Origin of the sequence: Hymenobacter sp. CRA2 (assembly GCF_002007105.1) — a bacterium.
Lineage (GTDB): Bacteria > Bacteroidota > Bacteroidia > Cytophagales > Hymenobacteraceae > Solirubrum.
In genome coordinates, this window is the sequence record NZ_MVBC01000002.1 from 215,650 (window position 1) to 230,672 (window position 15,023).

Genomic DNA, 15,023 nt, shown 5'->3' on the forward strand with positions numbered 1-15,023 from the left:
GTCGACAGCTGGTCAGGTTAGTGGCTTGCAAATACCTGCTGGCTCAGCCGTTGGGCCTCGCCGAGCGCGCTCATATCCAGGCCCGTGGGCACGCCCTGCTCCTGCAGGTACTGCACCAGGTGCTCGGTGGCCATGTTGCCGGTAAGCTCGTCGGCGGCCATGGGGCAGCCGCCGATGCCGCCCAAAGCGCCGTCGAAGCGGCGGCAACCGGCGGCGTAGGCCGCTTCCACCTTCTCGCGCCAGCTCTGGGGCGTGGTGTGCAGGTGGGCGCCGAACTCGATGTGCGGGAAAGCGGCCGTCAGCTCGCGGAAGGGCGGCGCGATGGTTTCGGGCGTCGAGGCGCCGATGGTATCGGACAGGGCCACGATGCGCACGCCCAGCGCGTCGAGCCGCTGGGTGAACTCGCCGAGCACCTCGGGGTTCCACGGGTCGCCGTATGGGTTGCCGAAGCCCATGGAGAGATACACCACCAGCTCTTTGCCGCGTTGCGCGCACAGGTTCTGCATCTGGGCGACTTCAGCCAGCGCTTCGGCAATGCTCTTATTGGTGTTGCGCTGCTGAAAGGTTTCGGACACCGACAGCGGGAAGCCCAGGTACTGGATTTCGGGGTAGCCCACGGCCGTTTCGGCTCCGCGCAGGTTGGCCACGATGGCCAGCAGCTTGGTCGTGGTGCGGCTCAGGTCGAGGCCGGCCAGCACCTCGGCCGTGTCGCGCAGCTGCGGAATGGCCTTGGGCGAGACGAACGAGCCGAAGTCGAGCGTATCGAAGCCGACGCGCAGCAACTGGTTGAGGTAAGCGGTTTTGGTGTCAGTGGGGATGAAGTCCGGCCAGCCTTGCATGGCGTCGCGGGGGCATTCGATGAGTTTCATGGGCAGGAAGGGGACGGGCCGTAAAGGTAACGGCGCGGCCGATAACCCCTGCTTCCCGCTCCCTACCGCCGCTGGTTTCGGCCGATTCGGCAAGCCGCTCGGTTCGGCCCTGTTGCGGCGAAAAGCAGCTTAGCGCACCAGCCCGAAGCGTCCTCTCTGCACGTCGAGGATCAGCGTACTGGTGGCAAAAGGCTCGTTGCCGAGCATACCTTCCATGCCCGAAAAGCGCATCATCATTTCTTCCGCCATCGTAATGCCCTCCACGTAGGTGACGGTGCGCAGCGGAACGTCAGCGGCGCCAAAGCGGAGCTGCGCGGCCGTAGGCACGGTGTGCACCACTAGCTTCTTGCCCAGGTAGTTGCTGCCGGAAGTGTGCTCCGGCGCTTGGGGCACGGCCAGTTTTTGCCAGTTGTCTTTGTTGGTGAGCAGGGCGTACGCACTGGAGCCAGAGTCAAACAGCAACTGCTTGGTATGGCCTTCCAGGTCCGCATTCACTATCACCCGACGGTTGTCGAAGGCCAGGGGCGCAAACGCAGCCCGGCGCGTGAGGCCTTCGGCGACGTGCGTATCAAGCGTGAACCGACGCTGGGCATAATCCAGCACCAGCACGCGGCCCTCCAGCACATCGGTGCCGAGCGTCCCGATGATGAACGCGCTGCTGTCGGCAGGCAGCGCGCTGGCGCCGTGCTCCAGCACCTTGATGCGGCCCAGCGTCAGCTGCCCGCTGCCCAGCGTGCACTGGAAGTTCTGAACGTAATTGTCTTTGACTTGCAGCGCCGACTGTAGCGCGGGATAGGCGGCAACGAGGGCTGTCAGCGGACGGGAATACAGCCGGGTGTACGGCGAGCCGGTATCGAACTGCAGGTAGCAGGTACGCGGGTAGCCCGGCACCGTCACGGGCACGAGCAGCGCGGCGTGTGGCACCGCCGGCCGCCACACCGTATCGGCGTACCAGCGCAGGTCGCCGCTGACCGGGAGGCCGGTTACGGTAACTTCACTTGGGGCGGGGGTAAACTTCTGCTTCATGAAGAAGTAGCCGCCGACGGCGCTTACTACAAGCAAGGCTAACAGGATAAGCAGGATGTTGCGGAGCATTTTCATAAGGGAGGTAACAGGGGGCTGATTGATGCACCAAACGTAGCGGGCTTCCCTCCTACGGCCTTGCGTCATTTTGCCGCCATTTGCGCGACGCCAAATACAACCACTTAATAATCAATTCTAAAATCACAGCCTAACCGGGTAGATGTCCAGGCTCCCCTGCCGCAACCGGCGGGCATTGCGGAGCACCGTCACTACATTGAAGACGTAGGAAATGACCGTCCAGGCGAGGTAAGTGCCCGGCACCACCACCTGAAAATACCGCGCCGCCACCCAGTGCCCGAGCACCAGCAGCAGGTAGCCAAAGAAGCTGACCACCTGCCACAGCACCTGAAAACCAACCACGCGCCGGCCCACTTCCGCCACGTGCTCGGTATCGTGGCGACGGGCCCGCCAGAGCAGCAGCGGCACCACAATATTGAGCAGCGGCAACACCAGCAGGCTCAGCGCGCTGAGGTTGAGCAACTGCAGAAATTGCGGATCGGCCCGCAGCCCGGCCGTTGGCGGCGCAGTGGTTGCCTCGGCTGGTAGGGACACGTCTACGCGCACCGTTACCGTGGGCCCATCCGCCGGCAAGGGCGAAGCCGGGGCAGGCTCTGGACGGAAATCATCGAGGGTGACGCCCAAAGCACCGGCCAAAGCATGCAGGGTGTGCCCGCGCGGTACGGTGTCGCCCTGCTCCACGCGCTGAATGGTGCGCAGGCTGAGGCCCGATTGCTCGGCCAGCAGTTCCTGTGATAAGCCTTTGCTTTTGCGGATAGCCAGAATACGAGCGGCCGAAAACATAGCGGAAGAATAGCACGATAAACCGCCAATGATACAGCTTCTGCCGCACACGCACCCACATTCGGGGCGGAACTGAGGGCTGATCTGCACCCCGGCGCAGAAGCCGGCCGGAACGAACCCTGCGCTTCGCCTTGGTGTTCTGCCTGGGTATGACCATGCGCCTTCTGACGACGTGCCGGCCGCTGGGCTGGCTTTTTGCTTGTTTTATCGGTTCCTTCTTCCTGTTTTCCTGCGGCAAGCAGCAAACGCTGCAGGGCATTTTCAGCCAGCCCCGCACCCCGCACGAAGCCTACGCCCGCAAGCTCCGGCAGTCGGGCCTGGACGAGACGGCGCTGGGCCGCGACTGGCTCACCGCGGCCGACCGCGCCCTGCGGGATTCGCTGGTGGTGACGCTGCCCTTCCGCGAGACGGGCATCTTCCGGGCCGAGCAGGCCTTCGCCGCTTCTTACCGCTACGCCGTGCGGCAGGGCGAGAAAATCAACATTACGCTGACCGTGGAACCGGCTACCGCCGACGTACACGTGTTTCTCGACGCCTTTGAGTTGGACCCGAGCAACGCCCGCCTGCGCCCCTTGGCCTCAGCCGACACCACCGCCCGCAGCTTCAGCTACGTGGCCGAGGACGACCGACAGCACCTACTGCGCGTGCAGCCCGAGCTGCTGCGCACGGCCCGCTTTACCATTCGCATTCAGCGGGCGCCTTCCCTCGCTTTTCCGGTGCAGGGCAAAAGCGACGCGGCCGCCGGCTCCTTCTGGGGAGCCGACCGCGACAACGGCGCCCGCCGCCACGAGGGTGTTGACATCTTTGCCAAGAAAGGCACGCCGGTGGTGGCTGCCGCGCCGGGCATGATTACCCGCGTGGGCGATACGCCCCGGGGCGGTTTGGTAGTGTGGCTGGCCGATGCCACGCACCACCAGCACCTCTACTACGCGCACCTTTCCAAGCAGCTCGTGCAGCCCGGCCAGCTCGTGCACATCGGGGATACGCTGGGCCTGGTGGGCAATACCGGCAACGCCCGCACCACGCCCGCCCACCTGCACTTTGGCATTTACCGCACGGGCGGGGCTGTCGACCCATTTCCTTTCGTGCGCCGCGCCGATAAGGAGCCGGCTGCACCGCGCACGCCGGCGGAGCGCCTCGGCGAGTGGGTGCGCCTGACGGGCGCCCGCACCGCGCTGCAGGCCGCTCCCACCGACCACAAGCAGCGCACCGCCGCGCTGCCCAAGAACACGCCGCTGCTGGTAGTAGGTGCCACTGCCGAGTGGCTCCGCGTGCAGGCCCCGAGCGGCAAGCTCGGCTACGTGCCCGCCAAGGCCGTGGCCTCGGAAGCTATGCGCCGCGAGGCCCTGGCCACTACCGCCGATCTGCTTAGCTCGCCCGCGGCTTCGGCGGCCCCGCTGGATACGCTGCCGGCCAACACCCGCGTGGCAGTGCTCGGCGAATGGAGCGGCTACCGCCTGGTGCGCAACGCGGCAGGGCGCGTGGGCTGGCTGCGGATGGGGTAATTAGAGCAAACTTATTTGGCTTTGAGGAGCCAACAAAAAAGGCGGCTCCCACGTGGGAGCCGCCTTTTTTGTTGGGCTGGGGCCGACTGGTCGGCCATTCAACTCTAATCCGCCACGACGACGGCTTTGTTCAGCTTTTTGGCAAAGGCAATGCGTTTTTCGCGGCCCGAGGCATCCACGTAGTCGAAGCCCACGGCGCGGTTGTCGGCCTGCACGGCGCTCCAGCCGGTGGCGTCGCTGCCCTCGGGCGGCGCGGTGACAGTGCGCGGAATAGCGGGGGACGTGAATTTATCCTCGGCGAAAAACTTATTCATGCCCTGCAAAATGGCCAGCTCGCGGCCCCGCACGGAAGCGGCCTGCGGGTCGTCCTGCAGGGCGCGCTCGTCAATAAGGGCCTTGGCCGGAATGACTTCGTTGCGCAGGGTGTCGCCTTTGGCCGAGATGATTAGGAAACGGGCGTTGGCGTCGATGATTTTCGGGCCTTGCAGCAACAGAACAAAGCGGTCCTTGCTACCGCGGTCTGAAAAGGCGTGTTGGGTTTGCACGGTGCGCAGCACGGTGCGGCTGGTGAGGCGGCTGCGGTCGGCTTCGGGTTTGGGGGTGTATACCTTCTCCGGGTTATTGGACGTGCCTACTTCGCGGTCCGTCGTCACGCACGACGACTGGGCCAGCAGCAGCAGCAGCGCAGCGGGGAGCAATATGTGTTTCATTGGGGAGGAGAATCAGCAGGAAAGTAAGCCTAGGTACGAAAAAAGCGGGCTGACGGTGTAGTTAGCCGCGAATTTTGTACCAAATGGCTGCATGTTGGCCCGTACGCAAGGCGGCCGTAACAGTTGCGCTTACGCACTTAGAGCAAGCCGATTTCCAGCCCGAGTACCCAGCGAGGCGGTTCGGGATACGTAGCAGCCAGCGGCCCCCGGAACGTGTCGCTGAGACGGTAGCGGCCAGACAGGGCAAAACGCTGACTGCCCAGCCGCGCGCCCACCCCGTATTGCCAGCGCCGGCAGTAGGCCAGGCCGGTTTCGGTGGTTTTCTGGCGCCGGGCAGTTCCGCCTGCGGGTTCGTCGTCGGTGTGGTGGGCAGTGCCGGCTACCCAGCCGCCCCAGCCAGACAGGTCGAGGTAGCGGCCCACGGTGTTGCCCCGCCGGTCGAAGCGCAGCCGGGCCCAGCCTTCCAGATCGAGGCGGTGCAGCACCAGCGACTCGCTTTTGTGCAGGGTAGCGGTGGGCAACACCTTGGCTTCGTTCTGCCGGAGCGCGTACTGCAGCCGCACGTAGCGCACATCGGCTCCTATGGCAAACAGCGGCGTGAGCTGCAGCTTTTCGCGCAGGCCAAGCTGCACTTCCGAAGAGGCCCAGGAGCGTAACTCCGCGCCGGGGTGCGCTGGCTGCCCGAGCACGGGCAGCCAGCCGCCGTACAGGTGCCGAAAATGCCGGCGGTGCGGACCGTAGTTCTGCCGCGCGGTATCGGCGGCTACTTCGGTGCTGAGCAGGGGGCGCTGGGCCTGGGCCGGGACGGCACCGACCAGCAAGGCGGCCATCAGCAGCGACGACAACAGGGCGTGTTTCATGGCAGCTTCTGTTCAGTGGTGTAGCCGCGGTAGTGCACCCGCAGCACGTCGCCGGGGCTCCAGCTGCCCGCGGGCAGGCGCAGCACCGCCCGCTGCGACACTTCCAGTACCTCGTAGCGGCGCAGGCGGCCGCGGGCGTCGGCCAGGTGCCAGTAGCAGTAATCGGGGTACGGCAGTGGCAGGGGTACGCTGTTCGGCTCGCCGTTGCCGGGGCGGTTGGCGAGGGTTTTCTCCCGGCCGGGCCGCGGCACCGGCGGCGGCGTGCGGCTCGAGCCCGCCAGCGCACCTACCGCTCCTACCGAATCGGTGAACAGTGGCAGCGGCCGCAGCGCCAGCGTGGCTTCGGGCCGAATAACTACCTGCACTGCCGCCTCGCCGGGTATGATATCCAGCGTGGGCGCGGGCGCTGAGGCCGGCTGCAGGCAGCGGCCGGCCTGGGGCAGCCCGTAGCCATGGGCGTAGTCGTAATACGGATAGAGCGTGGCCGAGCTTTCGAGCAGGCGAAACAGCTCCATGGCCTTCAGCTCCCGGCGCTGCTGCCACACGCAGGCGGCCAGGCCCGCTACCAGCGGGCTGGCAAACGAGGTGCCTTCCAGTTCCTGCACATCGCCGCCGGGCGTGGCCGTCATCACCACCCCGAAGGCCGTCACATTGGGCTTGCGCCTTCCGCCCACCGCCGGGCCGCAGGAGCTGAAGTCGGCCGTCAGCCAGGTGTCGGGGTCGAGGGCCCCCACGGCCAGCACCGAATCGGCATCGGCGGGCGTACCGATGATGCGCCACCGCTCGTCGTCGCCGTCGTTGCCGGCGGCGCACACCACCAGCAGGCCCTTGCCGGCGGCCATGTTTGCGGCCCGGGCCACCAGGCTGGTGCGGCCGTCCATCTGCTCGCGGAAGTAGCGCGTGTCGGTGTAGCCCAGGGAAGAGTTGATGATGTCGGCGCCGAGGCGGTCGGCCCACTCAGCGGCGGCCAGCCAGGCTTCCTCCTCGCCGTAGGTTTCACGGGCCAGCAGTTCGGTACGGGCCAGCAGGTATTCGGCCTGTGGGGCCAAGCCCAGCGGCGTGCCATCGGTGAGGCGGCCGGCCAGGCAGGCCAGCACTTCGGTGCCGTGCGAGCCGCCGCGAAACACCTCGGGGCGGTGGCGCATGAAGTCCTGGGTGGCCACCACGCGTTTTTCGCGCAGCAAGTGCGCCAGCGCGGGGTGCCGATCGGCGCCCGTGAAGCCCACATCGAGCACGGCAATGCGCAGGCCGCGGCCGTCGAGGCCCTGGCGGCGCAGTACTTCGCCGCCAAGGGTGCGCGTTTGGCGCTGGGCCAGCTGCCGCTCATCGGCAGTGAGGCGGGGCGTGCTATCGGGCGGGGCTACTACTGACCGCGCCGTGGCCCTGCGGCTGGCAGGCTGCTGCGCCCGCGCCGGCATGGGCGCCACCGACTTCACGCCCGGCAGCTGGCGCAGAGCGGCTACCTGGGCGGGCGTGGCCCAGCAGGCCACGGCGTTGAACCACCGGCTCACCCCCGCCACGGAATCGACGCCGGCCTGCACTTGGCCTAGGTAATCCGGGCGCAACGGAAAGTCAGTAGTATCGGCGGCGGGCAGGTGCTGGCGGCGGCGGCGGGCCTGAGCTTCGGGCGAAAAGTAGGTGGCCGCATCGAAGCGCACGCCGTGCTTGTCGCGCAGAAACACCCAATACTTGGCCGGCGGCGCGGCAGGACGCGGGGCATCCGCCAGCGGCCGCGGCAGGGCGGCGAGCATCAGGAGGCCAGCGGAAAGCAGACGAAGTAGCACTAGGGAGACGAAGCGGGAAACGTGCCGAAAAATACGCCGGAAAAGCCAGCCAGCCCAACGACGGCGCAGCTGGTGGGCACAACTCGCCGCTGTCGAGCTGCGTAACCGGCCCCAAACACACCGCCGGGCCTGCCGGGGCCGGGGCGCTTTTGTTCACCCACGTTTTCCTCCATGAACCTCGTCTTTTCCCGCGGCCTGCTGGCCGCCTCGTTGCTGGCCGCCGGCACCCTGGCGCCCGGCTGCGTATCGCAGAAGAAATACACTGCCCTGCAAACCCAATACAGCGAGCTGACCAAATCACGCGACCAGCTTCAAGTGGAAAAAAGCTCGCTGGAGCAGGAAAAAGCCCGCACCGAAGAGGAGCTGCGCGGCCGGCTGGCCGCCCGTAGTCAGCAGGTAAACCGGCTCAACCAGAATCTGAGCGGCGCCGAAGCCCAGAACACCCAGCTCTCGGCCGACTTGAAGGACCGGGAGCAGCGCCTGGCCGAGCTGCAGCGCAAGCTGGTCGAGAAGGACCAGGCCGTGCAGGCTCTGCGCAAGCGCGTGGCCGATGCCCTGCTCGGCTTCAACGCCCAGGACCTGCAGGTAAACATGAAAAACGGCAAGGTGTACGTGTCCTTGTCGGAGCAATTGCTGTTCAAATCGGGCTCGACCAAGGTGGACCCGCGCGGGCAAGAGGCGCTACGCAAGCTGGCCACGGCCCTGAAGGGCAACCAGGACGTGAACGTGCTGGTGGAAGGCCACACCGACAACGTGCCGATTGTCAAGGGCACGGCCGGCATGCGCGACAACTGGGACCTGTCGGTGCTGCGCGCCACCGAAATCACCCGCCTGCTGACGGAAGCCGGCATGGCGCCGGGCCAGGTGACGCCCTCGGGCCGCTCGCAGTATGTGCCAGTGGCCCAGAACGACTCGCCGCAGAACAAGGCCCTAAACCGCCGCACCGAAATCATCCTCACGCCCAAGCTCGACGAGCTGTTTCAGATCCTGGAGCAGAACTAGGCTCCTCCCCCTTGCTTTAGCAAAAAAGCCCCCGCACTGTGGTACGGGGGCTTTTTGTTTATCAGGCAGGCTGCCGTACGGCTAGCTTACCACAGGTCGTACTTGTTCTCGGTGTAGGTGTGGCCCTGATCGGAAGACACCCAGGAGCTGATACGGCCGCTGATGGAGAAATCCCAGTACACGCTCGACGGGTCGCTGCCGCCGCCCATGTAGCAATCGGCAATGGTGTACTCCTGGTCGTAGTTGGTTTCGTTGTAGGCCGTGATGTTGAACGGCTTGCTGCACCAAGGCTGGGTGCTGCCGGAGATGATGGAGTTGGCATCCCCGCTGATGGCCAGATCCACCACGCGCTGCTCGCCGGCCACGCGCCACTGGCCTTTGCTGTTGCGGAACTCCAGCTTAACGGCCAGCACGAGCGCCGTGTACCAGTAGTCGACGCCCATCCCTTGGGTGTAGATGTAGCGCTCGAACACAATTTTGCGGCGCGAGCCGCAGTCGTTCCACAGGCAGAAGTCATACTGGTACTTGCCGTCGCGGCCGTAGCTGCTGTTGGCTTGCGAGCGGGAAGCCTCGGTGTCCTGCACTTTGGTGCGGCCGGCAAAAGCCGAGCGGTGCTCCACCGTCTGGTTCTGCTGGAAGGCCAGCATGTCGGCCTGGGTCTTGAACTCGTGTACCTGGCCGGCCTTGAAGTAGTAATAGAGGTTGCCTACCTGGTATTCGCCGTTGGGGTTGATTACCGCCGTCAGGTGGCGCGGAAAACCGAACTCCTCGCGCAGAGCGGCTGCTTCCTTGCTCGTGCTCTTGTTCAGAGAGGTAAAATTCAGGTTGGTATCCCAGGCCTTCAGCTCGGCATCCGACTTGCTGGCCAGCGTGCTGAGGATGCTGGCGAGGGTGCTCTGGTCTTTGAACACCAAGCGGCCTTCTACCACGCGCACATCGGCCGAATCCGCCGTGGTGACAGTGGGTGTGGGTGCTACATCGGCCTCTTGCTTGGAGCAGCTGATCAGGCCGCCCATCAGGCCAAAGGCCAGGAAGGCGCTAGCAACGCGGAGTTTGATTTGTTTGTTTTTCATAGGGTAGTGTGAGAAAAAGGATGAGTACTGGCACAAAGATGCCCGCACACTCCCCTACCCAAAAGGAACAAACCGGCCGCTGAGTGACTAGGCCTTTACTTACTATTAACTGCACTACGCCTGCACACTTGCACTGAATGCAGATGCATAAACCTCATTAGCAAATGCTGGCAGCAACGTAGTGTGCAGCTAATGTTTGTGTTTTTTCACCTCATGAAGGACATCCGGGCCGCGCGATATATCGACCTGCACTCCTCAACTTCCGCTTAGCTGCTACCACTCCCAGCAGAGCCGCTGGTATTAGTGCCCTGCCAGGGCAAACTCGTGGAGGGCTTGCCACTGCCGGCCGTCGTGGCGGAAGAGCACCAGGGAGGTGACGAGAAACGTAGCGGCGTAGCGCCGGGCGGCGAAGTCCTGCTTGAGCGCGGGCACCTGGGCGGGCGGCAGGTCGCGGGTGGCCAGGGTCATGTGCGCAGTAAAGGGGCGCGTTTCGTGCGGCACCTCGGGCAAGTCGGCGCGGCAGCGGGCCACCAGCGCAGCATGCAGCTGCTCTAGCGCTTCGGCCTGGGCCACATGCACAAAGAGCGTGCGGTGGTCGAACCAGGCAAAGTCCTGCAGACTTACCTCCGCGGGTGCCTGCGTAGCGGCAAAGTCTGCGAATACGGCTTGGGCGCGCAGCTCGAAATCGGCCGGCACGAGGCGGAAGGGCGGAATCAGGGTGATGTGCGGGGGCAGGCGCACGGCGTTGCGCGAGCCGGTGAGGCGGTGGACTTCCTGCTTCAGGGCCCAGACCTCGGCAAAGACGGGCTCGGACGGCAGGGTAGCCAGCAGGTAGAGGGCGGGTTGGGCGTCGGTTGGATTCACGCTGCACTCTAACGCAAACGGTTGGGAAAATGCTTCCCCGGCAATGCTCCGGCCCGAGTTACGTTATTGCGGGCATCTTACTTCTTATTCCGATGCCCACGTCCCAATCCTCGCCCCACCTGACGTGGGCTTTGCTGCTGATGGCAACTTTTGGCGCCCTGCTGGGTGGGTGGTGGTTTTTCAAGCCCAGCTACGATATCAGCTACCACACCATTCCGGGCTGCCCCCAGCCGCTGACGAGCCTGATGGTCAGCCAGGTTGGTCATGACCGGGGCCTCTACCTTATTGCCGGCCGTTACGCTGCTACCGAACCGCCAACGCAGGATTACGTGTACATGGGCGACCTGAGCGGTTTCGACGCCTCCTTCCAGTGCGTTGTCACTTGTGAAAACGGCCGGCTCATCGTCAATCACTACGAAGCCTCGCTCAAGCCCAGGCCGGATTCGGGCCGCCTAACTTCTCGTCGGCTGTACTCCGAAGACTGGAGTAAGCTGCGCGCCAGCGGCCAGGGTACGCTGCTGGAGTTTTTCTAAGCCGGCCGTCATACCAAGCGCACCGAACCGAAGGTCGAAGTTGCCAAGCATCTCGCGGGTGTGGTTGAACCACTTGAAAAAGGTAGTCATGTCGAGCTTGTCGAGACATCTCGTGTGCCGACTCTTGGTAGTAACCCCACTCGTTCAACGACGAAATTACTATTCAGCGAGATGTCTCGACAAGCTCGACATAACGTTCTGCTGGCTTCTTAAACGGCTACAGCCCGTACTTGCTCAGCAGGTAGATCAACGAGGCCATGCCGGCGCCGCCCAGCTCCAGCTCGCGGCGGTGCACTTTGTCGAAGGTGTCGGCGGCGGTGTGGTGGATGTCGAAGTAGCGCTGCGAGTCGCAGTCGTAGCCGATCAGCGCCGTGGCTTGGCCTTTCAGCGGGCCAATATCGGTGCCGCCGTGGCCGGCCGCAATGTCGCCGGCGTGGTAGGGCGCCAGCAGCGGAGCCCACTGCTGCACCTTGGCTACGGTGGCCGGCGAGGCGGCTTCTACCCCGAAGCCGCGGGGCGTGAAGCCGCCGCCGTCGGACTCAATGGCGGCCACGTGCTTCTCGCCGGCGGCTTTGGCCAGCTCAGCGTACTTGATGCCGCCGCGGTTGCCGTTTTCCTCGTTTATGAAGAGCACGGCGCGCACGGTGCGCTCGGGGCGCAGGCCGGTGGCCAGCAGCAGGCGCAGGGCCTCCATGCTCTGCACGCAGCCGGTGCCGTCGTCGTGGGCACCCTGGGCCAGGTCCCAGGAATCGAGGTGGCCGCCCACGGTGATGATTTCGTTGGGGTACTTCGAGCCCTTCACCTCCCCTACCACGTTATAGGATTTCACGTCGGGCAGGGTCTGGCAGGCCATTTCCAGCTCAAACTCCACCGCGGGGTTCTGCTTCAGCTCAGCGCTGAGGCGGTCGGCGGCCAGGGTACTGAGAGCCGCGGCCGGAATCTTGGTCACTTTGTCGTCGTAGCGGGTGGTGCCGGTGTGCGGGTTGTCGTCCTTGGCCGAAGTCATGGAGCGCACCAGGGCCCCCACAGCGCCGCGCTTGGCGGCCTCTACCGGGCCGCGGCCGCGCTGATCCACGGCCCCGCTGTAGGCCCCACCCGGCTCGATGAGCTTGTCGTCGAAGGGGCGGTTGAAGAACACAAACTTGCCCTTCACCTGCGCGTCGGGCAGCTTGGCCAGCTCGTCCCAGCTGCGCACCTCCACCACCTGGGCCTTGAGCTTGCCACTGGTGCCCACCGAGCCGCCGAGCGCGCACAGGGCCACGTTCTGGGCTTTGCCTTTGGGGGCCTTGAAGCTGCCTTTTTCCTTGGCGCCGCGCACCCAGTGCGGCACCATCACCTCCTGCAGGTACACGCGGTCGAAGCCCAGCTTTTCCATGGTTTGCTTGCCCCACTGCACGGCCTGCTCGGCCTGCGGCGAGCCGCTCAGGCGCGGGCCGATGTTCTGGCAGAGGTAGCGCAGGTTGTCGTAGCTCTGCCCGCGCAGCAAGGCTTCGTCGTAGATTTTGCGCAGGTTCAGCGAGTCGGTTTTGGCGGCGGTCTGGGCGTGGGCGGGTGCGGCCAGCGCGGCGGCGAGCAGCAGGCCGGCGGCCGCAGTGCGGAGGTGGTGGAGCATGGAGGCAGATGAAAAGCGCACGCCCAACCGGGCGCGGCACACACAGACGCAGCCGTGGTCCGGGAGTTGCGTATCCCGGCGCCTCGCCTACGTGCTGGCCACAAATAAACGCCCGTCGGGGCTGGCTACCAAACCGGCAACCAGCCCCGACGGGCGTATATCCGCCGTAAGCTTGCCCGGCGCTTATACCGCGGCGGCTTTGCTTCGGGCGGGCGCCGGCGCGGGCGCGGGCTCGGCCACAGGCAGCAGCAACACCGGCAGCGTGGCCTGGCGCAGTACCCGGGCCGTGACGCTGCGGTGAAACAGCTGCCCCAGGAAGCTGCGACGCCGGGCCAGCAGCACCAGCAGGTTGGCGTTGCGCTCGGCGGCCGTCTGCAGCAGGCCGGCTTCGGGCGTTTGGGCCAGCGGTTGGTAGAAGCTCACTTCCGTATCGCCGGGCACCAGGCCGCTGGCTTGCACCGCGCGCAGCACCTCGTTGCGGCTCAGGCTGCTGTCGGGCGTGGTGGTGTAGGTGATGGTGGGCACGGCCTGCCAGGTGGCGAGCAGCTCCTGAAACACAGTGCTGGCAGGGTCGCGCACCGCAAAGGCTTCGCCATCCACGCCGACTACTACACGGCGCGGGGGCAGCAGGGCGGCCGTTTCGGGCACGAGCAGCGCGGGGTAGGCGCTGTGGCGCAGCAGCGGCAGGGCGCGGTTGGCCAGCATGGCGTCGAAGTAGTTTTCGGTGGCCGTCAGGCCCAGCACCAGCAGCAGGGGCTGGTAGCGGGCCACGGCCGCTTCCAGGGCTTCGCCGAAGGCCCCGTCGACTACCTCTACCGTGGTGGGCACCAGCATTTCCTCGGCAATGGCGCGCAGGGCATCGGTCACTTGCTCCCGGTCGCAAGGCAGCACGTCGGTCAGGGCCAGGCCGGTTTCGGCGGGCAGCACCGGCGGCTGGTACACGTGCAGGAGCACCACGCGGGCGCCCAGCGGGCCGGCGAGTTGGGCAGCGTAGCGGCGGGCGCGCTCGGCCGCCGGCGAAAGGTTGGTGAGTACGACGAGGTTGTCCATGGCTGTGAGAGCGGGTTGGAATACGTCGTAAAGGTCCAGCTCGGGGGAAGCGGCGGGCATGAGCGTCGTCAGCCGAAAAGTTGATTTTGCTCAGGCCTGGCGGCTACCACAAGCCGCGCTGCTGCAGCATGCGGGCCACGGCTGAGCCCGGCCGCACCACCGCCCGCAGCTCGCGGTAGGGAATGACGATGGGCACCTGCTGAATCACGTGCGGCGCACCGAAGCTGCCGAGCAGGCAGTACGCGCCTTCGCTGTTCAGGCCGAACTCCTCCGGCAGCGAGACCAGCTGGCTTCCGTCCTCCCCTCCCGGTATGAGGCCTTCGGCGTAGGGCGAGGCGCGCAAATACCGCGTCAGCAGCCGCTGCAGAGCTTTTTCCTGGCCCGGGCGCAGCCAGTCCGCGGTGTGCACCTGCTTGCCGGTCATCAGGTCAAAGGTCTGCAGCTCCTGCTGGTTGTTGGGGTAGGCACCGCCCGTGTCCTCGCTTTCGTCGAGCTGCAGGCCGAGCAGTCCGTAGCCGTTCAGCACGACCATGACGAAGCCGTATTGGCCGAATGTACTCTCGCAGTCAAGGGCATCCAGCTCCACGGCCAGCTGATTGCGGCGCTGCTCGGGCAAGGGGCACTGCAGCGGGCGCAAAGCCGGCTGCAAGGTATCGGGGCCCAGCAGGTGCAGAAACACGCGCCCCACCTCGGGCGGGCGTGGGTGGGGTACTTCTTCTTCCGCGGCGGGCGGGCACGGGGCGCCGGTAGCCGTTTCGCGCAGCAGCTCGTAGCGCACGGCGCCGGTGTAGTCTTCGCGCAGCGCAAAGGGCAGCCGGTGCCGGCCGTCGGCGCTTTCCCAGGTGCCGTTGAGCACGGGGCCCGCGGGCTGAGCGGCCCGCCAGCGGCCCGTTGGGACTGTTTCGGCGGGGTTGTCGGGCTTGGGCCAGCCTTCGTTTAGCAACAAAGGCTGGCCGGGCTGGTATTTAGCCGGGGCGCTCAGGAGTAATTCCTGACCGCGCCGCTCGTAGTAGTAAGCGCCCGAAAGCGGCTCGGCGGAGCCAGCAGCCGGAATGGTCAGCTCAAGCACCGCCGGCAGCTTGCCCACGGTGCCCACGTAGCGGTGGTACCCGGTAAAAGCAGCCTGGGGGCTGGCGGTGGGCCGTGCCTTCGTGCGGGCGGGTACCGGTGCGGCGACGCGGCCGACCTGCTCCGGACTGGTCTGGCCCTGGCAGGCCCACCAGGCCGGAGCGGCTAGCAACAGGCTTAGCTGTTGGCCTAAGCGGCGAAATTTCATG

General features: G+C 65.8%; 14 protein-coding genes. 3 read left to right on the forward strand and 11 right to left on the reverse strand.

Annotated elements, in window-relative coordinates:
- Nucleotides 1-17: 17 nt before the first annotated feature.
- From B0919_RS04690 to B0919_RS04700, 3 genes are all read right to left on the reverse strand, one after another.
- Nucleotides 18-869 carry a hydroxymethylglutaryl-CoA lyase gene (locus B0919_RS04690; protein WP_078011062.1) on the reverse strand — a complete coding sequence of 284 codons (852 nt, stop codon included), beginning with the start codon at nt 867-869 and terminating at the stop codon, nt 18-20.
- Nucleotides 870-998: 129 nt separating this feature from the next.
- Nucleotides 999-1,970 carry a hypothetical protein gene (locus B0919_RS04695; RefSeq protein ID WP_078011063.1) on the reverse strand — a complete coding sequence of 324 codons (972 nt, stop codon included), beginning with the start codon at nt 1,968-1,970 and terminating at the stop codon, nt 999-1,001.
- Nucleotides 1,971-2,093: 123 nt separating this feature from the next.
- Nucleotides 2,094-2,753 (reverse strand): helix-turn-helix domain-containing protein, encoded by a 660-nt coding sequence (locus B0919_RS04700; protein WP_078011064.1) that lies wholly within the window; start codon nt 2,751-2,753, stop codon nt 2,094-2,096.
- Nucleotides 2,754-2,902: 149 nt separating this feature from the next.
- Here B0919_RS04700 and B0919_RS04705 point away from each other — a divergent pair, with 149 nt between their 5' ends.
- The gene (locus tag B0919_RS04705) at nt 2,903-4,258 is read left to right on the forward strand and encodes a M23 family metallopeptidase (RefSeq protein WP_078011065.1); all 1,356 of its coding nucleotides are present in this window, start codon (nt 2,903-2,905) and stop codon (nt 4,256-4,258) included.
- 104 nt (nt 4,259-4,362) lie between these two features.
- Here B0919_RS04705 and B0919_RS04710 read toward each other — a convergent pair whose 3' ends face one another.
- From B0919_RS04710 to B0919_RS04720, 3 genes are all read right to left on the reverse strand, one after another.
- The gene (locus B0919_RS04710; RefSeq protein WP_139361908.1) at nt 4,363-4,968 is read right to left on the reverse strand and encodes a hypothetical protein; all 606 of its coding nucleotides are present in this window, start codon (nt 4,966-4,968) and stop codon (nt 4,363-4,365) included.
- Nucleotides 4,969-5,105: 137 nt separating this feature from the next.
- Nucleotides 5,106-5,828: a hypothetical protein gene (locus tag B0919_RS04715; protein ID WP_078011067.1), complete on the reverse strand. Its 723-nt coding sequence runs from the start codon at nt 5,826-5,828 to the stop codon at nt 5,106-5,108.
- On the reverse strand, nt 5,825-7,579 hold the full coding sequence (locus B0919_RS04720) for a S8 family serine peptidase (protein WP_078011068.1): 1,755 nt from the start codon (nt 7,577-7,579) through the stop codon (nt 5,825-5,827). The genes B0919_RS04715 and B0919_RS04720 overlap by 4 nt, the downstream gene beginning before the upstream one ends.
- 204 nt (nt 7,580-7,783) lie before the next feature.
- Between B0919_RS04720 and B0919_RS04725 the strand changes: the two genes are divergently transcribed.
- A complete protein-coding gene (locus B0919_RS04725) occupies nt 7,784-8,614 on the forward strand; it encodes a flagellar motor protein MotB (RefSeq protein WP_078011069.1) in 831 nt (276 codons plus the stop codon).
- An 86-nt stretch (nt 8,615-8,700) separates the two neighbouring features.
- Here B0919_RS04725 and B0919_RS04730 read toward each other — a convergent pair whose 3' ends face one another.
- Nucleotides 8,701-9,687: a hypothetical protein gene (locus B0919_RS04730; RefSeq protein WP_078011070.1), complete on the reverse strand. Its 987-nt coding sequence runs from the start codon at nt 9,685-9,687 to the stop codon at nt 8,701-8,703.
- A 300-nt stretch (nt 9,688-9,987) separates the two neighbouring features.
- Nucleotides 9,988-10,551 (reverse strand): 2'-5' RNA ligase family protein, encoded by a 564-nt coding sequence (locus tag B0919_RS04735; protein WP_176132853.1) that lies wholly within the window; start codon nt 10,549-10,551, stop codon nt 9,988-9,990.
- Nucleotides 10,552-10,643: 92 nt separating this feature from the next.
- On the opposite strand from B0919_RS04735, the gene B0919_RS04740 reads away from it, so the two are divergent.
- Entirely contained in the window at nt 10,644-11,084 is a 441-nt protein-coding gene (locus tag B0919_RS04740; protein WP_078011072.1) for a hypothetical protein, read from the forward strand.
- A gap of 217 nt (nt 11,085-11,301) precedes the next feature.
- On the opposite strand, the gene B0919_RS04745 is transcribed toward B0919_RS04740, so the two are convergent.
- From B0919_RS04745 to B0919_RS04755, 3 genes are all read right to left on the reverse strand, one after another.
- Entirely contained in the window at nt 11,302-12,696 is a 1,395-nt protein-coding gene (locus B0919_RS04745) for a M28 family peptidase (RefSeq protein ID WP_078011073.1), read from the reverse strand.
- Nucleotides 12,697-12,879: 183 nt separating this feature from the next.
- A complete protein-coding gene (locus tag B0919_RS04750) occupies nt 12,880-13,806 on the reverse strand; it encodes a universal stress protein (protein WP_078011074.1) in 927 nt (308 codons plus the stop codon).
- A 43-nt stretch (nt 13,807-13,849) separates the two neighbouring features.
- Entirely contained in the window at nt 13,850-15,022 is a 1,173-nt protein-coding gene (locus B0919_RS04755; RefSeq protein WP_078011075.1) for a hypothetical protein, read from the reverse strand.
- Nucleotide 15,023 lies beyond the last annotated feature (1 nt).